Origin of the sequence: Epibacterium ulvae, assembly GCF_900102795.1 — a bacterium.
GTDB classification, from domain to species: Bacteria; Pseudomonadota; Alphaproteobacteria; order Rhodobacterales; family Rhodobacteraceae; genus Epibacterium; species Epibacterium ulvae.
Map to the genome: position 1 here is coordinate 19,741 of NZ_FMWG01000018.1, position 21,399 is coordinate 41,139.

The 21,399-nt window shown below is 51.9% G+C and carries 21 protein-coding genes; 11 read left to right on the forward strand and 10 right to left on the reverse strand.

Going from position 1 to position 21,399, the window contains the following annotated elements; all coding sequences use genetic code 11:
* Positions 1-10: 10 nt before the first annotated feature.
* On the reverse strand, positions 11-1,474 hold the full coding sequence (locus tag BLP79_RS18315) for a cache domain-containing protein (RefSeq protein WP_090221168.1): 1,464 nt from the start codon (positions 1,472-1,474) through the stop codon (positions 11-13).
* 269 nt (positions 1,475-1,743) lie between these two features.
* Between BLP79_RS18315 and BLP79_RS18320 the strand changes: the two genes are divergently transcribed.
* The 3 genes from BLP79_RS18320 to BLP79_RS18330 all read left to right on the forward strand — a co-directional run bounded on the left by BLP79_RS18320 (position 1,744) and on the right by BLP79_RS18330 (position 6,279).
* On the forward strand, positions 1,744-2,829 hold the full coding sequence (locus tag BLP79_RS18320; RefSeq protein ID WP_090221140.1) for a TRAP transporter substrate-binding protein: 1,086 nt from the start codon (positions 1,744-1,746) through the stop codon (positions 2,827-2,829).
* 128 nt (positions 2,830-2,957) lie between these two features.
* On the forward strand, positions 2,958-3,905 hold the full coding sequence (locus tag BLP79_RS18325; protein WP_090221141.1) for a TRAP transporter small permease subunit: 948 nt from the start codon (positions 2,958-2,960) through the stop codon (positions 3,903-3,905).
* A 16-nt stretch (positions 3,906-3,921) separates the two neighbouring features.
* The gene (locus BLP79_RS18330; RefSeq protein ID WP_090221142.1) at positions 3,922-6,279 is read left to right on the forward strand and encodes a TRAP transporter large permease; all 2,358 of its coding nucleotides are present in this window, start codon (positions 3,922-3,924) and stop codon (positions 6,277-6,279) included.
* Between the two features lie 109 nt (positions 6,280-6,388).
* Here BLP79_RS18330 and BLP79_RS18335 read toward each other — a convergent pair whose 3' ends face one another.
* From BLP79_RS18335 to BLP79_RS18345, 3 genes are all read right to left on the reverse strand, one after another.
* On the reverse strand, positions 6,389-7,210 hold the full coding sequence (locus BLP79_RS18335; RefSeq protein WP_090221143.1) for an arginyltransferase: 822 nt from the start codon (positions 7,208-7,210) through the stop codon (positions 6,389-6,391).
* Positions 7,211-7,340: 130 nt separating this feature from the next.
* Complete coding sequence (locus tag BLP79_RS18340) at positions 7,341-7,772, reverse strand: RDD family protein (RefSeq protein WP_090221144.1); 432 nt, start codon at positions 7,770-7,772, stop codon at positions 7,341-7,343.
* Positions 7,773-7,847: 75 nt separating this feature from the next.
* Positions 7,848-8,276, reverse strand: a complete 429-nt coding sequence (locus BLP79_RS18345; RefSeq protein ID WP_090221145.1) for a DUF2852 domain-containing protein — start codon at positions 8,274-8,276, stop codon at positions 7,848-7,850.
* A 171-nt stretch (positions 8,277-8,447) separates the two neighbouring features.
* Here BLP79_RS18345 and BLP79_RS18350 point away from each other — a divergent pair, with 171 nt between their 5' ends.
* From BLP79_RS18350 to BLP79_RS18365, 4 genes are read left to right on the forward strand one after another with little or no spacing between them, the layout of a single operon-like run.
* The gene (locus tag BLP79_RS18350) at positions 8,448-11,240 is read left to right on the forward strand and encodes a bifunctional [glutamate--ammonia ligase]-adenylyl-L-tyrosine phosphorylase/[glutamate--ammonia-ligase] adenylyltransferase (protein ID WP_090221146.1); all 2,793 of its coding nucleotides are present in this window, start codon (positions 8,448-8,450) and stop codon (positions 11,238-11,240) included.
* Entirely contained in the window at positions 11,237-11,512 is a 276-nt protein-coding gene (locus BLP79_RS18355) for a hypothetical protein (protein ID WP_090221147.1), read from the forward strand. The genes BLP79_RS18350 and BLP79_RS18355 overlap by 4 nt, the downstream gene beginning before the upstream one ends.
* A gap of 57 nt (positions 11,513-11,569) precedes the next feature.
* Positions 11,570-12,784, forward strand: a complete 1,215-nt coding sequence (locus BLP79_RS18360) for an RSP_2647 family RNA methyltransferase (RefSeq protein ID WP_090221148.1) — start codon at positions 11,570-11,572, stop codon at positions 12,782-12,784.
* A 4-nt stretch (positions 12,785-12,788) separates the two neighbouring features.
* Positions 12,789-13,340, forward strand: a complete 552-nt coding sequence (locus BLP79_RS18365) for an RSP_2648 family PIN domain-containing protein (RefSeq protein ID WP_090221149.1) — start codon at positions 12,789-12,791, stop codon at positions 13,338-13,340.
* A gap of 34 nt (positions 13,341-13,374) precedes the next feature.
* Here the strand turns inward: BLP79_RS18365 and BLP79_RS18370 are convergent, their stop codons facing one another.
* The 4 genes from BLP79_RS18370 to BLP79_RS18385 all read right to left on the reverse strand — a co-directional run bounded on the left by BLP79_RS18370 (position 13,375) and on the right by BLP79_RS18385 (position 16,502).
* Entirely contained in the window at positions 13,375-14,061 is a 687-nt protein-coding gene (locus BLP79_RS18370) for a M48 family metallopeptidase (protein WP_090221150.1), read from the reverse strand.
* A gap of 165 nt (positions 14,062-14,226) precedes the next feature.
* Positions 14,227-15,411, reverse strand: coding sequence for a vWA domain-containing protein (locus BLP79_RS18375; protein ID WP_090221151.1), 1,185 nt, complete (start codon positions 15,409-15,411; stop codon positions 14,227-14,229).
* Between the two features lie 19 nt (positions 15,412-15,430).
* Positions 15,431-15,598 carry a hypothetical protein gene (locus BLP79_RS19780; RefSeq protein WP_090221152.1) on the reverse strand — a complete coding sequence of 56 codons (168 nt, stop codon included), beginning with the start codon at positions 15,596-15,598 and terminating at the stop codon, positions 15,431-15,433.
* Positions 15,599-15,662: 64 nt separating this feature from the next.
* Positions 15,663-16,502 carry an AAA family ATPase gene (locus BLP79_RS18385; protein ID WP_090221153.1) on the reverse strand — a complete coding sequence of 280 codons (840 nt, stop codon included), beginning with the start codon at positions 16,500-16,502 and terminating at the stop codon, positions 15,663-15,665.
* 186 nt (positions 16,503-16,688) lie between these two features.
* Here BLP79_RS18385 and dksA point away from each other — a divergent pair, with 186 nt between their 5' ends.
* A complete protein-coding gene (gene dksA, locus BLP79_RS18390; protein WP_090221154.1) occupies positions 16,689-17,111 on the forward strand; it encodes an RNA polymerase-binding protein DksA in 423 nt (140 codons plus the stop codon).
* A gap of 76 nt (positions 17,112-17,187) precedes the next feature.
* Positions 17,188-18,372 carry an FAD-dependent monooxygenase gene (locus tag BLP79_RS18395; RefSeq protein ID WP_090221169.1) on the forward strand — a complete coding sequence of 395 codons (1,185 nt, stop codon included), beginning with the start codon at positions 17,188-17,190 and terminating at the stop codon, positions 18,370-18,372.
* Positions 18,373-18,469: 97 nt separating this feature from the next.
* Here the strand turns inward: BLP79_RS18395 and xth are convergent, their stop codons facing one another.
* Together xth and BLP79_RS18405 are read right to left on the reverse strand one after the other, a co-directional pair.
* Positions 18,470-19,276, reverse strand: coding sequence for an exodeoxyribonuclease III (gene xth / locus BLP79_RS18400; protein WP_090221155.1), 807 nt, complete (start codon positions 19,274-19,276; stop codon positions 18,470-18,472).
* A gap of 67 nt (positions 19,277-19,343) precedes the next feature.
* The gene (locus tag BLP79_RS18405; protein ID WP_090221156.1) at positions 19,344-19,667 is read right to left on the reverse strand and encodes a HesB/IscA family protein; all 324 of its coding nucleotides are present in this window, start codon (positions 19,665-19,667) and stop codon (positions 19,344-19,346) included.
* Between the two features lie 90 nt (positions 19,668-19,757).
* Between BLP79_RS18405 and BLP79_RS18410 the strand changes: the two genes are divergently transcribed.
* Together BLP79_RS18410 and BLP79_RS18415 are read left to right on the forward strand one after the other, a co-directional pair.
* Entirely contained in the window at positions 19,758-20,897 is a 1,140-nt protein-coding gene (locus BLP79_RS18410; RefSeq protein ID WP_090221157.1) for a deoxyguanosinetriphosphate triphosphohydrolase, read from the forward strand.
* A gap of 135 nt (positions 20,898-21,032) precedes the next feature.
* On the forward strand, positions 21,033-21,347 hold the full coding sequence (locus tag BLP79_RS18415) for a YciI family protein (RefSeq protein ID WP_090221158.1): 315 nt from the start codon (positions 21,033-21,035) through the stop codon (positions 21,345-21,347).
* Positions 21,348-21,399: the final 52 nt, after the last annotated feature.

The following is a 21,399-nucleotide window of genomic DNA, read 5'->3' on the forward strand; positions in this document are numbered from 1 at the left end:
TTATTTCAGATTAATGCAGGTCCCCTGCAGATGGTTGCGGTGGTTCAGGCGGTGTGTTTGTAGCTTTTGCGTCCTCACTTGGAGCGAGCATATGGCTAAGTGGGAGTTGTACCTCTATTGTTGTGCCGCGACCGTTAAGGCGTGATGACAGAAGACGCAGGGAGCCGTCAAGCTGCTCAATACGTTCCTGCATGTTACGCAGACCAATACCGCTACGCGTTTTGTCATTTTGTAGAGGTAGCCCACGTCCATCATCTGAGATGGTCATTGTTGCACCTTTTGCATGGCCCCGCAGATCCATTGTCACATGAGACGCTTCTGCATGCCGTTCAATATTGGTCAAAGCTTCTTGCGCAATGCGGTAGAGCGCAATCTTGCTGTTCTGATCCAGTCGATTTCGAAAAACCACAGTGCTGAACTCAGTTTTGATGCCGGTGCGTTGTGCAAAATCATCTGTCAGTGCTTTCAGCGCAGGGCCCAGCCCCAGATCATCCAGTACCCCTGGGCGGAGGTCACGGCTGATCCGCCGAACTTCGATGATGGCAGTGCCCAGATGGTCTATCCCTTTGTTCAAGGAACTTTCAGCCTGAGTGTAGTCTTCGCTGCCGACTCGTCGCCGTGCGATATCGAGCGCGTAGCGTACACCGACAAGAATTTGACTGATGCCATCATGCAATTCCCTGGCCACGCGTCCGCGTTCTTCTTCTTGTGCATCAAATACCCGTTGGGTGAGTTGTTTGAGCTTTGCATCCGCAAGACGGCGTTCTCTTATGTTCAGGAACATGCCTGACGCAAAGACGACCATAAGGGCGACAATAGTAATGCCACCGATGTAGTAAAAGGTCCTGCGAACCCGCGTTTCAACATCAGCACGCGCGGCGGCAACAGTGGCGAGAACATCATCGATAAAGACGCCCGTTCCGACAGCCCATTGCCAGTCTTGCAAGCCTAAGACATAGGCGATCATTTGACCTTCTTCACCGGTGGAAGGTTTTTCCCACATAAAGGAATGCCATCCGGCCCCTTGACGGGCGAGACGGATCAATTCGTCGACAACTGGCGTACCCTGACTATCAGTGAGGCCGCGCCAGTTTTCACCAATGAATTGTGTCTGTCGCGGATTTACAAGATTGGTGCCTTCGTAGTCATAGACAAAGAAAAAGCCATCTTTGCCATAGATCATAGCGCTTAGGATTTGTGAGACGTGCTCTTTTGCAACGTCATCATGCACTGAGGCCGGGCCGTATATGTGATAAAAACTGTTCCGCGCCTGGGTAACGTAATTCCGTAATTCGACCTTTTTTGCTTCGATTAATTGATGTTCAAGCGCTTGTATCTCTCGCTCCGCGAGGCTGCGAGATTGGATTGAAACAAGAACGCTAATAGCAAGCGCAGCAGCGATAAGCGGTAGCGTTGCCAATAGCGATAGTTTTTGGCCGTAGGTCGGGCGGAATAGGATATCGGTTAAAGCCATAGGCGAATCGTTACGATATTGGAGGGCAGAATCAAAGCTTAGGCTTGCGATGATACCCATTATGATTCGTATGAAATCATAAAATAGTGCGGATATCAGACCGGGTTGTTGACAAAAAGTACATATAAGTCAGTGACCTGACCCTGAAATATACATCCCTACGTACTTGTAGGTATTCCCTTATGCGTTCGCCTGACTAGGCTTGGCGCACCTGAACCGTTCCACCCGGTGAATGCCGGGGTCGAAGAATTTCTATGGGAGGAAATATAATGGATCGCCGTTCTTTTTTGAAAAACACCGCATTGGGTGGATCAGCGGCTGCGGCAACTGGTGCACTAGCAGCACCTGCTTACGCGCAAGGAAAGCGCACGCTGACCATGGTAACAACCTGGGGGCGTGGCCTTGCCGGGGTACACGATTCAGCGCAGCGCGTGGCTGATAGCATCACAGCAATGTCCGATGGCACATTGACCGTTGACTTGAAAGCCGCAGGTGAACTGGTTGGCGCATTTGAGGTCTTTGATGCGGTGACTGCTGGTCAGGCAGATATGTACCATGGTGCAGACTATTATTTCACCGGTCAGCACCCGGGGTATGCGTATTTTACTGCAGTTCCTTTTGGTATGACGCCACAAGAAATCACCAACTGGTATTACCATGGTGATGGTGGGGCTCTGCATGATGAACTGGGTCAGATTTTTGGTCTGAAATCCTTTATTGGCGGCAATACCGGTCCACAAGCGGGCGGTTGGTTCAATAAAGAAATCAAAGGTCCTGAAGATTTTAACGGTCTGAAATTCCGTATGCCGGGCCTAGGCGGCAAAGCACTTGGTAAACTGGGTGCTTCTGTCCAGAATATTCCGGGTTCCGAAGTGTATCAGGCGCTGTCTTCTGGTGCGATTGATGGCACCGAGTGGATTGGCCCTTGGGCGGATGAAAAAGCTGGTTTCCAGGAAATCACCAAGACATATTACACAGCTGGTTTCCACGAGCCAGGCGCGGCTTTGTCCGTGGCAACCAACCGTGACGTCTTTGACAGCCTGTCATCTGCACATCAGAAAATCATCGAAGTTGCAGCAGCAGAAGGTCACCAGTGGAGCCTTGCGCAATTCATGAACAACAATGGTGCGGCGCTACAGCGTCTGCAATCTGGTGGTGTGAACACGCTCGAATTCCCAGATAGCGTTTGGGATGCATTTGGTGCAGCAACAAAAGAGACACTGGACGAGTTCATGGATGACGAACTGTTTGCCAAGATCCGCAACAGCGTTGAAACTTCTATGAAGGCTTCTTCTGGGTGGCTCACAAAATCTGAAGGCGCATATCGCGCACAACGTGACCGCGTGTTGGGCTAATCTGCCAGACGTGAGTTTAACGGTCCCCCGCCTGACGCGGGGGGCTCTTCTTATTTGCATTGCTGAAACAGCTGCTCCGCCTATGCGGACTCGCGCAGCTGTTCTGTGCAAAGACTTCCGGGGGAAACATGCAGGACGACAGTGGCATTTCCTTTTTCGCCGCTTTGGGATCAGGTCTATGGTGGCTGATTCAGAACTTAGCAGGCGCGTTTTACAATTTAGGCTATGCGCTTACGCATACCAGCAGTTGGCTTGATTGGCTGAGCTGGGGTAATACCACCGAAGATAAACAATCGTTGATGCGCTTTGTCTATTATGGCGGATCGGTGGAGTTTTTCTTTGTGGTGTTCACAGCGTTTTTGGTGCTGACAGCCATCGGAGCGTACTACCGCAATGCCATGTGGGGCATGGTGCGTGGGCTAGAAGGCTTTGCCAACGGGCTGGGACGGTTCTTTGCCTGGGCAGGCCTTCTGATGGTCTTACAGCAGATCATTATCGTTTTTATGCAGCGTATCTTTACTCGGCCAGACATGAGCTTTGGCCTTGGTATTGCGCTTGAAAAAGATATCAGCTGGTTTGCTGAAGAATTGAAATTCTACAATGCTCTGGTTGTGTGCCTATGTGTATCCTACACGTTTGTGCAAGGGGGCCATGTTCGGGTTGACCTGATTTACGCAGGTATCAGTCACCGCGCGAAGAAGGTCATTGATATGATCGGCTCGTTGATCTTCATGATGCCCCTGGCGGTTGTGGTGTGGATGTATGGCTGGTTCTTCCTATGGCGCCATTTGATTGTTCCAAAACCGTCTGCGTCAGACGCGCTTGAACGTTTGGTTTTGAAAGCGCGCGCGCTGCGCTGGAACGTGGAAACCATTGCCTTTAGCCCTAATGGATTTAACGGATACTTCTTGTTTAAAATCCTGCTGGTGGCTTTTGCTGCGACTGTGTTCTTGCACGCGATTGCGTTCTTTTATCGGTCTTTCCTTGAATTCATCGAAGGCGAAGAGAGCGAAGATAAATACCTCGACAAGGACAGTCTTGGCGCAGGTGAAGAAGCCTATGAAGGCGCTCATTAAATAAGGGACAACGGATATGCTATTCGGTCTTGATGGCGTCGAAATCGGCCTCATTATTGTATTCTTCTGCCTTTTCGGAGGTATTCTATCAGGCTTCCCGGTGGCCTTTGCTATCGGTGGGGCAGGGATCATTTCCTTTGGGATCATTGCGTCACTGGATAGTGCGGGCCTGTTGATCCATCAGGCGATTGATACCTCTAGCCAAATCTATTCAGATCTTGTGAATTCAGGTATCAAACCTGACACGATATCTGTCTTTAGGTACCCAGATCTACCACGCATTGCGGAACCTGTGTTTCCGCAGGGCTGGGAATACGCACTGGATCGCAATGTGTCTTTCATTGTGAACCGGATCAACGAGCGTGTTCTGGCAGGTGCGTCAATCGAAACCTTGTTGGCTGTGTTGATGTTTGTTCTGATGGGCATCACCCTAGAACGCTCTAAAATTGCCAATGATCTTTTGACCACGATGGCGCGCGTCTTTGGACCCTTGCCTGGCGGTCTGGCGGTATCGATTGTTGTTGTAGGGGCGTTTCTTGCGGCATCAACTGGTATCGTTGGAGCAACAGTTGTGACTATGGGTCTGTTGGCGCTGCCAACGATGTTGCGCAACAATTACTCTCCTGAACTTGCGACGGGTGTCATTGCGGCGTCTGGTACACTTGGTCAGATTATCCCGCCGTCCATCGTGATTGTTTTGTTGGGGACATTGGCCGGTGATCTTTATTCAACGGCGCAGGAACAACGGGCAAACGAAGCGGGCTGTACGGATGCCTTGACCTATCTGGGTGAACCCGCTGTGGTTTCCGTCGGCACTTTGTTTCAGGCTGCACTGCTGCCGGGTATCATGCTGGCATTGCTCTATGCGCTTTATGCCTTTGGATTTGCACTGTTGAATCCTGATAAAGCGCCTGCGGTCATCCTTGAAGATACAAACAATGAACCCATCACAAAGAGCGAAGGCCTGACATGGTTCCTTGGTGTGCCAGCAGCTTTGCTTCTTGGGGTTTTTCTGTTTGGGAATTTTGGCCTTGTGGGCAGCCAGAATATTACGGTTTCTTCTTTCTCTGATGCTGGTCAGGCTGCATCATTGCGCACCAATGTTGGTGCACAATGTCAGGCGTCGATGATTGACCTGCATGGCCAAGAGGCTTGGGATCAAGCCCTTGCTGAACAGGCTGAGATTGATGCCGCAGGTGGTGTTCAACAAGCGACACAGTTGACCGAAGAGCAGTTGGTCGAAGCGCGGGCACAAAAGATCGCAAATGCAGCTCCAATTGGATCTGGTATCGCGACCTTGATTGTTATGCTTGGCCTGGTGTTGTCAGTTGCACGCGGTGTTGCACCTTCACAGGATAGCAAACCACTTATCTTGGGTGGTATCGGACTATTGGTTCTTGCATTGGTCGATATTTTGCTGATCACACCGACAACCACCCCCGGTGGGACTGTTGTGTTGATGGCTTTGCCGACCGCGCTTGCGCTTTATGGCTGCAAATCGGCTGCAATCCGCTGCGCGCAAAACGATTTGATCCGTGTGGTGTTCCCTCCGTTGGTTTTGATCGTGGCAGTTCTTGGGTCTATTCTGGGTGGTATCACCAATCCAACACCGGCTGCTGCGCTTGGTGCGGGTGGGGCGATAATGCTTGCGGCCTATCGTAAACTCCAAGAGCAGGGACAGTCGGGCTGGGTGATCATTTGGTCAACTTTTGCAGTTGCGGCTGCAATCTTGATCGGGGTGAACTTTGATCTGCGTATTAATAATCAAAGCGGTGTGAGTGCTGAGAATGCGATTGCCTTTGGCGTTGCTTATAGCGCCTATCTCTTTGCACTATTTGGTTTGCTTTACGCATGTTGGGTTTTGTTCAAAGGTGGCGTGCTCACCCCTGTTGTGCGTGAGACAGCAAAAGTGACCTCGATGGTTTTCACTATCCTCATCGGCTCACAATTGCTGAACCTTGTGGTGATCTCTTTTGGGGGAGAACATTACATCCAGCAATTCCTGCGCAGCTTTGACAATGAGCTTACGGTGTTCCTGATCGTGATGTTGGTGTTGTTTGTCTTAGGATTCGTGCTCGATTTCCTTGAGATCATCTACATCGTCATCCCAATCGTCGGGCCGGTGATCTATGGCGGATCCTTTGATCCGAAATGGGTGACCATCATGGTGGCTGTGAACTTGCAGACATCTTTCCTGACGCCACCCTTTGGATTTGCCCTGTTCTACCTTCGCGGCGTTGCGCCAAAAGAGGTGACAACAGCACATATCTACCGCGGGGTGCTACCGTTTGTTCTGATCCAGGTCGCAGGGCTGGCAATCCTCTGGTTGTTCCCGACGATTGTCACAATTGTGCCTGCATTGATTGGGAACTAAACGGGAGATCATATCCTGAAATAACAAAGGGCTCCTAACGGAGCCCTTTTTCAGTTTCGGACAGTTATGCTTAAACAGGCTATCTTATTTGCTGCAAAGCGTTGGCCTCTCAACGTTGAGAACGGTGTGAGGCTGGCAGCTGAATATTTGCCACCTGTTCCGCAATTGGGGCACAAGCGCGTTCGTGTTGTTCGGCAGCTAAGGTCTGAGGGTCATCCATCGGTTGCCAGCCACCATCACGGTAGATTTCAAGACCGGAAAATTTGGCCTTATAAGCCATTTTGGGACTGCCCGGCACCCAATAGCCTAGATAGATATAAGGAAAGTTCGCCTCACGCGCGATTTCCACGTGATCTAGGATCATGAACGTTCCAAGAGAATTTTGTTCCAGCGTTGGTTCATAGAACGAATAAACCATGCTTAACCCATCTTCGAGCACGTCTGTCAAAGAAACCGCTGTCAATTTCTGCGTGTCTTCGTTCAAGTATTCAACAACACGGCTGCGAACTGGTGTTTCTTCAATCATTGCAGCGTATTCAAAGACATCCATATCAGCCATTCCGCCATCGGCATGGCGGGTGTCAAGATAGCGGCGGAACAGCTCGAACTGATCTTCTGTGGCCCAGGGAGAGGTTGCTCTGCGGATCAGTTTGTTATTGCGTTTTAGTGTGCGCCGCTGGCTTTTGCTTGGTTTGAATTTAGCAACGTTAATACGGGCGGACATGCAGGCGGCACAATCAGTGCAGGAAGGGCGATAGACCACATTTTGCGACCGGCGAAACCCTTGTTGCGACAAGCTGTTGTTTAACTGTTCGACGCCATCGCCTTGTAGCGCTGTAAACAGTTTACGTTCCATTCGGTCTGCCAAGTAGGGGCAGGGCTGCGGTGCGGTAACGTAGAACTGTGGAGCGATAGGAAGAGAATGACGCATGTGAACTTAAGACGTGGCCGACTGTACTTGAATATCAGTTGACCTTAGCAACCCCAAGTCTCTGCGCCAAGATCTCTCAGCGCAAATGGGTTAATCATTGATGCTGTAAGGTTTTGCATGTTTCCCGAGGTTACGCACGCCGATTTATCATAACGCTGCCAAGCATCATATCGGTCAACCCCTGTTTACGGGTTGAGGTGAGCATCAGAACAATCGAGATAATCTGCAAGATTGGGATCGAGACTGAAATTGTATATCCAAGGGTGTGTAAGAACGACAGGCTCGTATCAAAGCGGCTGCCATTGGCGGCGCGCAGCTCAATACCGGTGAAGTACATTCCCCATGTGGCTGATGTATTGGCAATCGTTACCACACGATACGCGAACCCCAAGACCAGAAAAATAACCCCCCAGAACCACAGACCCACAAAGGCTGTCAGCAAAACAATCAATGATGTGAGGCCAAAGACGATAAATCCGTCGATGACCCAGGCAAGGAGGCGTTTTGCCGGGACTGATGCATAGAACTCCGATGCATAGTCAGGATCGGGTAGGGCAGACATTTATAGCTCCAGTGTGTTCGTTTTGGCAGGATGCCCCCGCATGATGCGGGGGCAAGAGGAGAGTGAAAAGTAAAGTTATTCTTGTGCTTCTTTCCCGACATTGTCGTTCGCGGTTTTTGTGCGCTCGTCCATAAACTGATCAAATTCGGTTTTGTCTTTAGCTGCACGCAGGCGTTCAAGAAACGTTTCAAAATCAGTCTGTTCCTGCTCAAGACGATCTAGCGTGTTTTGCTTGTAAGCGTCAAATGCGCTGTTGCCGCTTGAACGAAACGCGGTCTTATGCGGGGTGGTCCATTTTGAGGCGTGGCGGCAAGATTTAGCGAACATTTTTTTGCTCCAGATCATGTAGAATAGAAGGGCGAGGCCAACTGGCCAGCAGAAGATAAAGCCCAGAACCATCGCGGCAATCCAGGCTCCTTTACCTTTTTGGTCCAGCCAGCTTTCACAGCGGGCAAGCCAACCCTGAACCGCGGGTTCGGGGGCGACGTTTGTGAATGTTGTCATGTCTCTCTCCTTTGTTGGTGTCAGTGATCTTTGGGATGTAAATCCAATTCACATTATCGTATGTCGGTGGCCTCTGCCTTTGTTTCAAGTCTCAATGTAAAAGTTTTTCACATTCATCTTTGAGTACATCCAAGGATTGACGCCAACCGCTGGAGGGATCACAGTTTTTTTATGGCAGACACGTTAAACATTTTACGCGTACCTCATGCATTTGATGCTGATTTAGGACGCGAAACCCGAGATTTGATCCCAGATCTGACGGCAGAGCAGGCTGACCTTGTGGTTGGAGCAGCTGGATCCAGTCCCTATCTGAAGGATCTCCTGACGCGAGAGGCACACTGGATCGCCGAAGCACTGTCGGCACCTCACGCGGCAGTGGCCACACTCTTGCAAGAATGCGGTGCGCTGTCACCTGATCAGCTTAAGCCCGGTTTACGCCAGGCGAAACGCCGTTTGGCACTTTTGACGGCTCTTTGTGATTTGTCGGGCGGATGGCACCTTGAGCAAGTGACGGGGGCACTTACCGACTTTGCAGGCTGTGCAGCTGATGTCGCACTTAAGGCAGAGATCGCCACATTAATTCGGCGCAAGAAACTGCCCGGACTTACGCCTGATGATGTCGAGACCGCTGGCGGTCTTGCGGTTCTCGCCATGGGGAAAATGGGTGCGTTTGAACTGAACTACAGTTCAGATATTGATTTGATTTGCCTCTTTGACGAAAGCCGTTTTGCACCCGATGATTTCTTTGATGCAAGACAAGCGTTGGTTCGGGCGACGCGCAATATGTGTAGCACGCTGAGTGATAGAACAGCTGATGGCTATGTGTTTCGCACAGATCTTAGACTGCGACCGGATCCAGCGGTGACACCTGTTTGTATCGCCATGGAGGCGGCCGAGCGGTATTATGAGAGCCTCGGCCGCACGTGGGAGCGTGCAGCCTATATCAAAGCACGCACGTGTGCGGGTGACATCGCTGCGGGGGAGGCTTTTTTGTCAACACTGTCCCCCTTTGTGTGGCGGCGTCATCTGGATTTCGCAGCGATTCAGGATGCCCATGATATGCGGCTTCGCATACGCGAGAATAAAGGCACGGGCAGCGATGTGATTGTCGTGGCCGGACATGATATGAAGCTTGGCCGCGGGGGGATTCGTGAAATAGAGTTTTTTACGCAAACACAGCAGCTTATCGCGGGAGGTCGTGATGATAGTTTGCGCCTGCGCGGCACTGTCGAAAGTTTGTTTTCCTTGGCTCGAAAAAACTGGATACCGCTAAATATCGCTGAAACGCTCAGCGACCATTATCGCGCCCATCGAGAGGTCGAGCATCGCATCCAGATGGTCCATGATGCGCAAACGCATCGCATGCCCAAAACCGAGGAGGGCCTTGCACGCGTGGCCTGTTTGATGGGGTGTAGTGTCGAAGAGATGCAAAAGGATGTTGGGGCGCGGCTGCGAGAGGTGCATCAGTTGACAGAAGGCTTCTTTGCGCCAGACCCTACTATTGCAGCTCCGACAAACGATCTTCCGACGGATTTAGATTCCGAGATTCTAGAGCGCTGGCACAGCTATCCGGCGTTGCGTAGCCAGCGCGCACAGCAGATTTTCCAACGTATTCGACCTGAACTTTTGTCGCGTCTTGCGCAGACGGCGAAACCCTCTGAAGCGCTTTTGGCGCTGGATGGGTTCCTTGCGGGGCTGCCTGCAGGGGTGCAGCTTTTTTCACTGTTTGAGGCCAATCCGCAATTGATGGACCTGTTGATGGATATCGTCGGCACGTCACCTGAGCTGGCCAGCTATTTGTCACGGAATGCGTCCGTGTTTGACGCTGTAATTGCTGGGGATTTCTTTCAAGAGTGGCCAACGCGAGAAGAGCTGCTGGCTGGGTTGCAGACCCGCGTTGAGGGTGAAGACGACTATGAGCGAAAGCTTGATGCTTTCCGAGCCTGGAAAAAAGAATGGCATTTCCGTATTGGTGTGCACCATCTGCGTGATTTGATTTCTGGGGAAGAGGCCGGGCGCCAGTACGCGCAGCTTGCTGAGGTTGTCATTGCGGCGCTTGCCCCAGTTGTTGCATGCCAATTTTCCACGCGCCATGGCCCACCGCCCGGTCGCGGCCTTGCGGTTGTCGCAATGGGATCTCTTGGAGCCGGGCAGATACATGCAAAATCTGATCTTGATCTTATCACGGTATATGATCCCGGCGATCAGGAAATGTCTGAGGGCGCGCGCCCATTGGCGGCGCGTCCCTATTACGCGCGGCTCACGCAAGCTTTGATTACAGCGCTGACCGCGCCAATGGCGCAGGGGCGCTTGTATGAGGTTGATATGCGCCTGCGACCGTCTGGGACACAGGGACCGGTTGCCACAAGCCTGAAGGCATTTCGCGATTATCAGCATAATCAGGCTTGGGTTTGGGAACATCTCGCGTTGACCCGTGCGCGCGGAATTGCGGGGGATCCTACGTTGGTTGCAAATATCGAGGAAATTCGTAGTGCTGTGCTGTCTCGACCACCTGAGACAGTCAAAATCTTGCAAGAGGTTACGGAAATGCGCCTGCGTCTTGAGACCGCAAAACCCTCTGCAGGGATTTTGGATGTTAAAACCGGGAGAGGGCGCATGATGGAAGTAGAACTGACCGCTCAAACGGCGTCACTATTGGCAGCAAAACCTGTTCGCTCGGTGCGTGAAGGGTTAAATGCTGGTGTGGTGTGCGGCTGGTTGTCTGAGAGAACACGTGCGGTTCTTGAACAGGCCTATGATCGGTATTGGGCGGTTCAAACAACAGCGCGCTTAGTGTCGGATCAACCTTTGATCTCTGATCAGCTTGGCAAGGGCACCGCGCGCGTTCTCGCACATGCAGGTCGCACAGATAGACTGTCCGATCTGGAAAAGACTTTGGAAAAGACTTATGAAACCTGTGATGACTTGATCACCCAAGCGCTTTTGCAAGAGAGTTGGACATGAGCGTCAAAGACCCAAAGTCACTTATCTATGAAGCTTACCAGATTGCAGATCTGGACCAAAGCCAATGCCGGAGTATCTTTTTGGATTGGGCGTTGAGCTTACCGGAAGGAGTCGACGCGATTATGGTTATTCCCCAACTTCTCACCCGGTATGCTGAGGCATTTCCGGATCACCCGATGACGGTTGTCTTGCAGGAAGGTCTGCAAGCACAAGGATCACCGCAACGGCGGGGTGGATGGCGCAGTCGGTCACGACCACAACGCCTCAATTGAGGGGCCTTTGCGCCTAAGCTCTTTCCCTGCACTCAGCATCTCGCTAAGAGGGCAGACATGACAGTTGATACAATTGCGCCTTCGCGCCCCCGCATCAAATTGAAACCCAAAGCAAACGCACGCGCACTGCGTCATGGGTTTCCTTGGGTCTATGCCAATGAACTGGTGACAGATCGGCGCACCCGGAAACTGACTGCTGGGACGCTTGCTGTGCTCGAAGATGGCGCGATGAATACGCTGGGGTTGGTGGCTGTAAACCCAGATAGCAAAATCATTGCGCGTATCTTGGATAAAGACCCAGAAGCCGTGATTGATCAGGCGTGGTTTACCACACGTTTCGAGCGGGCACTTGCACTGCGCAGTCAGCTTTATGATGCACCTTTCTACCGCTTGGTTCACGCGGAGACTGATGGCCTGCCTGGTGTTGTGGTGGACCGGTTTGGCGACGCTTGCGTGGTGCAGCCAAATGCGGCTTGGGCTGAAGCTTATCTGGAACCATTGACCGCAGCATTAACGGAGGTAACCGGATGTCGCGTAGTCTTGAAAAATGCGTCTGGACGCGCGCGTGGTCTGGAAGGACTGGATGAGGTTAGCAAACCTCTCTTAGGAGAGGCGCCAACAGCGCCGGTTCCTGTTCAGATGAACAAAGCCACTTATATGGCTGATCTGACAGGCGGCCAGAAGACAGGCTTGTTTTTTGATCAACGCGAAAATCATGCCTTTGCGGCGCGTTTGGTTCATTCCGGCGCTGAGGTGCTGGACGTGTTTTCACATGTTGGTGGCTTTGGTCTTGCGATGTTGGCAGCAGGTGCATCGAGTGCGACATGTGTGGATGGTTCGGCCGCGGCATTGGACTTGGCGACGCAAGGGGCGCGGGCGAGTGGCTTTGATGATCGCCTGAGCATCCGGCAGGGCGATGCGTTTGAAGTGTTGACCGCGCTGGGCGAAGAACAGGCACAATTTGATGTAGTCATCTGTGACCCACCGGCGTTTGCGCCCTCCAAACCGGCGCTAGAAGCAGGTTTGCGCGCGTATGAACGTGTTGCACGTCTGGCCGCTGGGCTTGTGAAGCCGGGGGGCTATCTGGGTCTTTGTTCCTGTTCACATGCGGCGGATCTAACAAAGTTCCGCAATGCTTCAGCGCGTGGGATCGGTCGCGGTGGACGCCGGGGACAATTGATCCATACAGGGTATGCAGGGGCGGATCATCCACAAATGCCGCAATTGGCAGAGAGCGGATATCTTAAGGCTGTTTTCTTCCGGCTGGATTGATCACATGCGAAAGCTGTTGTTGGATACCTGCGTCATATACCCGACAGTGATGCGTGAAATGCTCTTGGGTGCCGCGCGCCTGGGCCATTTCACACCTCTTTGGTCCGCGCGTATTTTAGAAGAATGGCAACGCGCAGCACTGAAACTGGGTCCTGAAGGGGCTGCGCAAGCGCAGTCAGAAGCGGCTCTTTTAAGGGCGCATTGGCCAAAAGCGGAAATTGCACCAGCACCGGGGATCGAAAAACGATTGTGGTTGCCTGATGCGGCGGATGTACATGTACTGGCCGCCGCAATTGCGGGTCATGCAGATGGTATCGTTACGGTCAACAACAAGGATTTTCCACGTCACACGCTGGCAGAAGAAGGGATGGAACGCCTTACCCCAGATGGGTTGCTTTATGAGCTATGGTTGAAGGATGCGGTTGGGCTTGAACAGTTGGGCGTGCAAGTTTTGGCCACAGCAAACCATATGTCTGGTGGGGGCTGGACTATGCGGAGCTTATTTAAAAAAGCGCGTTTGCCGCGCCTTGCAAAAGCTTTGGAGCAAACCGCCTAACGGGGAGTGCTTCGTAATGTGCTTTGGCGCGCAATCAGCGCTTTGCCCATCGGTCTTCAAGTCGTTCAAGGGCTGCAATACGATCAGCTGTCTGTGGATGACTCATCAACCAAGCCGGAGAGAGGCCTGCACGGCCATGGGTTAGTTTCTCGAGCTTTTCAAACAGTGATTTTTGTGCAGTTAATCCATAGCCTGCTTTGGATAAAAGGGCGGCGGCATATTCATCTGCTTCGTACTCGTCTTCACGTGAAAGGCGTGCTGCAATCAGCTTGGTCAGGAAATTTGCAATCCAAGGGCCAATAACCGGAATGTAACGGCCTAAGATCATCATCAACACGGTGCGCAGCGCGTTTTGGCCTGAGAAATCGATCATGCGCTTTTTTGCATGCCCCAAGGCCACATGGCCAAGCTCATGAGCGATAACGCTACCCAACTCTTCTGCAGAAATATCCCCTGCGCGGTAAGCATTGTAAAACCCGCGCGTGATGAAGATCCGTCCGTCTGGCGCAGCCAGACCATTGATGGGATCAATTTCGTAGATGAAAACTGGAATTCGTTTGACTTCAAGCGCGGCAGCAAGACGGTCTGTGATCTGTTTGAGCTTTACATCAGCGAGTTCTGTTGATTTCTGATCCAGTTCACGGTGTGTCCGCCAGATAGAAACCCGGTACATGATCAAGCCGTACAGGATCGCGGCGACAATGGGAAGAATACGCAACATAGTCTAGATATGAGGGAGCAAGCAAAGATGTGCAATGGTAAGGGGATTTTCTGTGCTCTGGGAGCGCTCCCGCCTGAGCTTGGCACCATCTGCGATGGCCCCGCCCAGTTGGGCGTGGCGCTGTGCTTTCGCACAGCGCAAAGGCGCGTGAGGAAAGGTGACGCCCTAGCGGCCTAAATGTTTCATGCCTGTTTCCAGACCTGCAAGTGTCATCGGAACCATGTGTCCATCAAAAATTTCGCGGATCATGGCAATGGAGTGAGTGTAATCCCAGTGGTTTTGCGGCACTGGATTAATCCAGAGATGATGCGGCCATTGCGTGCGCGCACGTTCCAGCCAGACTTGTCCGGCTTCTTCGTTCCAGTGTTCGTTTGCGCCACCCGGGTAGGCGATTTCGTAAGGGGACATAGAGGCGTCCCCAACAAAGATACATTTGTAGTCAGGACCATAGGTGCGTAAAATCTCATGGGTTGAAAGTTGTGCATCCCAGCGACGCTTGTTGTTACGCCATACGCCTTCGTAGAGGCAATTGTGAAAGTAGAAATATTCTAGATTCTTAAATTCACTACGGGCCGCCGAAAACAATTCTTCTACCACTTTGATGTGAGAGTCCATAGAACCGCCGACATCTAGAAACAATAGAACCTTTGCCGCGTTACGCCGCTCGGGGCGTATTTTGACATCAAGATACCCCTGTTCTGCTGTTGCGCGAATGGTGCCATCCAGATCAAGTTCATCCTGCGCACCATCACGCACCCAATGGCGCAGTCTTTTCAGGGCAACTTTGATATTACGGGTGCCAAGTTCGATATCACCGTCCAAGTTTTTGAATTCGCGTTTATCCCATACTTTTGTAGCACGCCGATGCCGACTTTTGTCTTGTCCGATACGGACGCCTTTGGGATTGTAGCCATGAGCACCGAAGGGGGAAGTGCCAGCTGTACCGATCCATTTGTTGCCGCCTTGATGGCGACCTTCTTGTTCTTGAAGGCGCTTTTTCAAGGTCTCCATTAGTTTTTCAAAGCCACCAAGCGATTCAATTTCCTCTTGTTCTTCGGAAGTTAGATGTTTCTCCGCCATTTTTCGCAACCACTCTTCAGGGAGTTCGAGGGTTTGCATTACGGTATCATCTGTTAGGTGCTCTAAGCCCTTGAAGGCGGAAGAAAATGCGCGATCGAAGCGATCGATGAAGCGTTCATCTTTGACCATTGCAGTTCGCGCTAGATAGTAGAACCCATCAAGATCATATGTGACAATTCCGGTTTTGAGTGCTTCAAGAAAGGTGAGATATTCCCGCAATGAAACGGGAATGCCTTCGGCGCGAAGCTGTTCAAAAAAGGGCTGAAACACATAAAACTCCGTGTTGGGATCAAAGCACCAGACGATGGGTAATAATTGTAGCGATCAGGCCAAATACACCAAAAATCATGGCGTAAATGACGCCATACTGCAGCATATCAAGACGATTGCCGCCGCGCTTTTTGGCTTGGAACGGGCCTAAGCATAAGCCGATAAGAACGCCTGCGATTACGAGCATAGTGTGTGCCTTTTTTTACCGTGTCGGGCTGAGGTAGCTTGAGATAAGTATACTGTCCAGTGGGCTAGCGTCCGCGACGGGCCATAAAGGCCAAGCGTTCAAACAGGTGCACGTCTTGTTCGTTTTTCAACAGTGCACCATGAAGCTGCGGCAAAGCGTTGGCCCCCTCGCGTTTGAGGTCTTCGGGGCTTAGGTCTTCGGCCAGAAGAAGTTTGAGCCAATCCAGAACCTCTGAGGTGGAGGGCTTTTTCTTTAATCCTTGAGTTTCGCGAATTTCATAAAATTGCGTGAGCGCGGCGGTTAAAAGCGTCTCTTTTATCTCTGGATGGTGGACCTTGACGATTTCTTTCATCGTCTCTGCGTCTGGGAAGCGAATGTAGTGAAAGAAACACCGTCGTAGGAACGCGTCAGGCAGTTCTTTTTCATTGTTTGATGTGATGATGATAATCGGGCGCTCTTTGGCGCGGATGGTCTGCCCTGTCTCGTAGACGTGGAATTCCATTTTATCGAGCTCTTGCAGCAAGTCGTTTGGAAACTCGATGTCGGCTTTATCGATCTCATCAATCAACAAGACGACTTTCTCATCTGCGGCGAAGGCCTCCCAGAGTTTTCCTTTCTTGATGTAGTTCCCCACATCTTCAACACGTGCATCACCAAGTTGACTGTCGCGCAATCGGCTGACCGCATCATATTCATACAGACCTTGCTGTGCGCGTGTGGTGGATTTGACGTTCCATTCAATCATGCGCAAACCGAGGCTGGCCGAGACTTGGCGCGCCAGCTCGGTTTTTCCGGTTCCGGGTTCACCTTTCACCAAAAGTGGCCGTTGCAACGTCACTGCGGCATTTACTGCAATTTTTAAGTCATCCGTGGCGATGTAGTCTTTAGTGCCTTGAAAATTCATAAAAATACACCTTTTCACTTGCTGTTAACGATGACTTGTGGTCGTAAGGCCTGTTTTAACCTTACGTTGTTAGTATTGTGTAGTGACAATCGGCTGCCTAGAAGCTAAACGCAGTGATAGGAAAGCCATATGTTTGTAAATGTACAGAGCAAACGAAATAATATGGGCCAGACTGAGAGAGCGAATATGAAGCAGGATACACTTCTGCCCGAAGATTATCGCCCAAGCGATGATGAGCCTTTTATGAACGAAAGGCAGCAAGAATATTTTCGTCAAAAGCTGTTGAACTGGAAGATGGAATTGCTCGCGGGCAGCAAAGATACCATTGAAGGCTTGCAAGACAGCACCCGCAATATTCCTGATGTTGCAGATCGTGCGAGCGAGGAAACAGATCGCGCTTTGGAACTGCGTACGCGGGACCGGCAGCGCAAATTGGTTTCTAAGATCGATTCGGCATTGCGGCGCCTTGATGAAGGTGAATACGGGTATTGTGACGTGACCGGAGAACCGATCTCCCTGAAGCGTCTGGATGCGCGTCCAATTGCAACCATGAGCCTTGAAGCACAAGAGCGCCATGAGCGCCGCGAAAAGGTTCATCGCGACGACTGATTCGTGTAAACACGATAATTAAAAGGTGCCTTTGCTTTGCGAGGGCACCTTTTGTGCGTTTTTTGCGAGATTTTACATGTCCATAGAAAACCAATCTGTTCTGATCGTTGGTGCGGGGATAGGGGGGCTTGCGGCGGCAATAGCGCTGGCGCAACGCGGTGCGGCGGTGACGGTTTTGGAGCAGGCCGCTGAGATTTCAGAGGTTGGCGCAGGATTGCAAATTACCCCCAATGGGGGAGCTGTTTTACGCGCTTTTGGGCTTGCAGATGATTTGGCTTGGCGGTCGATGAGATCTACAGGCGTTGTTTTGCGTCATCATTCAAAAGGCCGCGAAATCGCACATCTTGATTTTGAGCAATATGCACCGGATTTACGGTTTTACTTTGTCCACCGAGCTGATCTGATCGCATTATTGCAGGAAACGGCACAGGCCCTTGGGGTGCGCCTGTTGTTAAATAAGCATGTGATCGGTGTAGAAGCTGATCAAGACCCCAGTATCAGTCTCGCGCGTGGTGCTGATATCGACGCTGATATCGTGCTGGGGGCAGATGGCCTTCATTCGCAAGTGTTTAAAGCGTTAAATGAGGCTTCTGATCCGTTTTTCACGGGTCAAGTTGCATGGCGTGCGATTGTTCCCAATAGTATGGGGTTAAGATCCCAAGCACAGGTATTTATGGGGCCGGGCCGTCATCTGGTTGCCTATCCTTTGCGTGACGGCAGTATGGTCAATCTTGTTGCTGTGATGGAGCGCAAAGCCTGGGCTGAAGAAGGTTGGTCGACCGGAGGCGATGCGGATGAGCTGCGCCACGCGTTTTCGATGTTTGGTGGCGATGTGCGCGGATTGCTCTCTTCGGTTGAAGATGTCGCGCTTTGGGGTTTGTTCCGTCATGAGGTCGCTCGGCATTGGTGCAAAGGACGTGTTGGGCTTTTGGGAGACGCGGCGCATCCCACTTTGCCGTTTATGGCACAGGGGGCAAATTTGGCGCTGGAAGATGCCTGGGAGCTTGCACAATGTTTGGATGCAGCTGTGACACCAGAAGAAGGGCTCAAGACCTATGAAGGTTTGAGACGACCGCGTGTAGAGCGGGTTGTGGCGGCGGCAAATGGAAATGCATGGAAGTTTCACTTAAAGCGCCCCTTTGCGGCACCTGCGCATTTTGCATTGTCCTGTCTATCGAAATACCGCCCGGAAAAATTGGCGCGCCAATTTGACTGGATTTACAGACACAATGAAATGCTATCAGATCCCCGACGCCAATGAGGACACAGGCAAAGGCTCCCGCCCGTTTATTGCGCGCATAGCTGTACGCGGTAAACCGTTAGGCTAGGCGCCATGCCTCAGGCATGGCGCGGTGGTGTCAGAGATCAAGGTCCACCCAGACCGGGACGTGGTCAGATGGTTTTTCGCGGCCACGCACCTCTTTGTCGATTTGGCAATCACGAAGAAGATCTGCAGCTTGTGGGCTGAGTAGGAAATGATCAATGCGAATGCCATCATCCCGGTTCCATGCCCCCGCTTGATAGTCCCAGAAGGAATATTGACCAGGAGCTGAATTGCGCGCGCGAAAGGCATCCGTAAGCCCCAGATTAAGCAGGCGCTGGTAGGCGGCACGGCTTTCTGGACGATGCAAAGCGTCCTCCAGCCAAGCCTCTGGGCGACGGGCATCTTCGGCCTGTGGAATGATATTATAGTCGCCGGCCATCAAAAAAGGCGTTTCGCTGGCCAGTAGGGCTTCAGCGCGGGCTTGAAGACGGGCCATCCAGCGCATTTTGTAGTCATATTTTCCACCCGCAACAGGTGTGCCGTCTGCATTCAATTCAACAGGATTGCCATTGGGCAGATACAGCCCACAGATACGAATGGCCTGTTTGCCGACCACGGTTGCCTCGATCCAGCGGGCTTGTACATCTTCGTCGTCACCGGGCAGGCCACGGTGCACATCTTCCAGCGGGAGTTTCGAAAGGATCGCGACTCCGTTGAAACTTTTTTGCCCATGGGTTTCCAGATTGTAGCCGCGTTCTTCGATGATTTCGCGCGGGAACGCTTCATCGACAGATTTGATTTCTTGCAACACAGCTACATCAGGTTGCGCTTCATCAAGCCATGCGGGCAGGGCCTGCGCACGGGCTTTGATGCCATTGATGTTAAATGTAGCAATTTTCATGCGCGAGGCCTCCGGGCTGTGATCTGGATGATCTATCGCCCAGAGCTGCAGGCAGGGCAAGAGTGGCTTACATCGAAAATGACGTGCCGCAACCACAGCTGGCAGTGGCGTTTGGATTGTCGATGGTAAAGCGCGCGCCGATCAGCTCTTCGGTGAAATCAATAACCGCGTTTTCCAGAAAGGGCAGGGAAATGCTATCAACGACAACTTTTTCGCCGTTGCCTTCGAGGATGAGATCATCGTCTTTGGGAGCATCCAGCGCAATTTCATACTGAAAACCAGAGCAGCCGCCGCCTTCTACAGCAATCCGTAAGGCTTGGCCTTGCGTGGCTGCACCAATTTCTGAAAGGCGCGCAAAGGCGCGTTCGGTGACTTTTGGGGGCAGTTGCATGAGCTCTCTCCAATGCCATGTTGCAGCCGAACTCATTATATAGAAAGGTGAAAGGCAAGCGACAAGATTTGCGCAAGGAAAAGATTAATTATGACGGCCCCATTTGCCACCCAACCGGCCCGCAGTCGTGGTCGTCAGGTGTTTGAAGAAGAGAGTAGTTTTCGCTCTCCATTTCAGCGTGATCGAGATCGAATTATTCATGCAAGTGCATTTCGACGGTTGAAGCATAAGACGCAGGTTTTTGTTGAGCACGAGGGAGACAACTACCGCACGCGACTGACCCATTCGATTGAAGTGGCGCAGGTCGGGCGAACAATCGCAGGGGCTTTGGGGTTGAACCAAGAGCTGACAGAGGCTGTCGCGCTTGCCCACGACCTTGGGCATACGCCCTTTGGACATACTGGCGAAGATGCGCTGCATGCGCTGATGGCGCCTTATGGCGGGTTTGATCACAACGCGCAGGCCATTCGGATTGTCACCAGTTTAGAACGGCATTACGCCGAATTTGACGGGCTGAATTTGACATGGGAAACCTTGGAGGCAATCGCCAAACACAATGGTCCCGTCACGGGGGAGTTGCCTTGGGCCCTTGCGGCCTGCAATACTCAGGTTGACCTCGAGCTTTATACGCATGCCAGTGCCGAAGCGCAGGTTGCGGCGCTATCCGACGATATCGCCTACAACAATCATGATTTGCATGATGGCCTGCGCGCTGGTTTGTTCAGTGATGAAGACATTTGCGCACTACCTATCGTGGGGCAGGCTTATGCAGCCGTGGATCGCCTGTACCCGCGACTGGATGCCAGTCGCCGTCGGCATGAAGCATTGCGGCGTGTGTTTGGGGTGATGGTATCCGACGTGATTGATACGGCACGCCAAAAGCTTGCGGAGAGCGGCGTCACTCGTGTCGAAGAGGTGCGGGCGCTTGGCTATCCCGTTGTTGTCTTTTCAGATGAACTGTGGCGCGACCTTAAAGAGATCCGCGCGTTTTTGTTTCGTCAGATGTATCGTGCGCCTTCTGTGATGGATGTGCGTGCACGTGTTGCCAAAGTGGTCGAAGATCTGTTCCCTTATTATTTAGAAAATACACTACAGATGCCGCAACGTTGGCACGCAGATATCAATGCCGCACAAGGAGAAACTGCGCGAGCGCGTATCGTTTCAGATTACATTGCAGGGATGACAGATCGATTTGCATTGCAGCTCCATGCAGATCTTTTGGGAGAGTAGGTGCGCGAAAGAGCAAATAGAATGCGTAGATGCTGTGGTCTGGTTTGTGGTGACAGCTGGCTCTATCGCAATGGATCGTTTTCGGGTAAATTGAGACGCTACGTACCACTCTGTTAATCTGCGTCGAGGCCCCTGATGGACCAGCCAACATCAAGATATTGGACTGTCAACTTCCAAGACAGCCCTGATATGTTGGCAATCCGGGCTGACAGGAGCCGCCGCGAAGCGCATATTGCTTATGTACGTGCCCATCCTGAATTGGATATCGGCGGAGAGATGGCCATGTCTCCGATGCAGGATTTTGTTGGCGCAATCTGGTATGTCCATGCTGATAGTGAAGACGCTGTTGAACAACTGGTTGTGAAAGATCCGTTTTATGTCCGCTCCCTGCGTCAATACGAAATCAAAGCAGCTGATCTGCAATGTTCTGTCAGGGGCATGATCGCCTGATCAACGCGATAAGCTTGCACTGAAAGGTTGACCCTCGCGCAGGGCGTCGCTA

Coding starts and splice junctions, on each gene's coding strand:
- BLP79_RS18370 (WP_090221150.1), bottom strand. CDS start 14,061: ATGTTGCGTATTCTTCCCATTGTCGCCGCGATCCTGTACGGCTTGATC.
- BLP79_RS18395 (WP_090221169.1), top strand. CDS start 17,188: ATGTCCATAGAAAACCAATCTGTTCTGATCGTTGGTGCGGGGATAGGG.
- BLP79_RS18415 (WP_090221158.1), top strand. CDS start 21,033: ATGGACCAGCCAACATCAAGATATTGGACTGTCAACTTCCAAGACAGC.
- BLP79_RS18360 (WP_090221148.1), top strand. CDS start 11,570: ATGACAGTTGATACAATTGCGCCTTCGCGCCCCCGCATCAAATTGAAA.
- BLP79_RS18340 (WP_090221144.1), bottom strand. CDS start 7,772: ATGTCTGCCCTACCCGATCCTGACTATGCATCGGAGTTCTATGCATCA.
- BLP79_RS18410 (WP_090221157.1), top strand. CDS start 19,758: ATGACGGCCCCATTTGCCACCCAACCGGCCCGCAGTCGTGGTCGTCAG.
- BLP79_RS18335 (WP_090221143.1), bottom strand. CDS start 7,210: ATGCGTCATTCTCTTCCTATCGCTCCACAGTTCTACGTTACCGCACCG.
- BLP79_RS18330 (WP_090221142.1), top strand. CDS start 3,922: ATGCTATTCGGTCTTGATGGCGTCGAAATCGGCCTCATTATTGTATTC.
- BLP79_RS18365 (WP_090221149.1), top strand. CDS start 12,789: ATGCGAAAGCTGTTGTTGGATACCTGCGTCATATACCCGACAGTGATG.
- BLP79_RS19780 (WP_090221152.1), bottom strand. CDS start 15,598: ATGCTCGTAATCGCAGGCGTTCTTATCGGCTTATGCTTAGGCCCGTTC.
- BLP79_RS18345 (WP_090221145.1), bottom strand. CDS start 8,276: ATGACAACATTCACAAACGTCGCCCCCGAACCCGCGGTTCAGGGTTGG.
- BLP79_RS18385 (WP_090221153.1), bottom strand. CDS start 16,502: ATGAATTTTCAAGGCACTAAAGACTACATCGCCACGGATGACTTAAAA.
- BLP79_RS18405 (WP_090221156.1), bottom strand. CDS start 19,667: ATGCAACTGCCCCCAAAAGTCACCGAACGCGCCTTTGCGCGCCTTTCA.
- xth (WP_090221155.1), bottom strand. CDS start 19,276: ATGAAAATTGCTACATTTAACATCAATGGCATCAAAGCCCGTGCGCAG.
- BLP79_RS18315 (WP_090221168.1), bottom strand. CDS start 1,474: ATGGCTTTAACCGATATCCTATTCCGCCCGACCTACGGCCAAAAACTA.
- BLP79_RS18325 (WP_090221141.1), top strand. CDS start 2,958: ATGCAGGACGACAGTGGCATTTCCTTTTTCGCCGCTTTGGGATCAGGT.
- dksA (WP_090221154.1), top strand. CDS start 16,689: ATGAAGCAGGATACACTTCTGCCCGAAGATTATCGCCCAAGCGATGAT.
- BLP79_RS18350 (WP_090221146.1), top strand. CDS start 8,448: ATGGCAGACACGTTAAACATTTTACGCGTACCTCATGCATTTGATGCT.
- BLP79_RS18355 (WP_090221147.1), top strand. CDS start 11,237: ATGAGCGTCAAAGACCCAAAGTCACTTATCTATGAAGCTTACCAGATT.
- BLP79_RS18320 (WP_090221140.1), top strand. CDS start 1,744: ATGGATCGCCGTTCTTTTTTGAAAAACACCGCATTGGGTGGATCAGCG.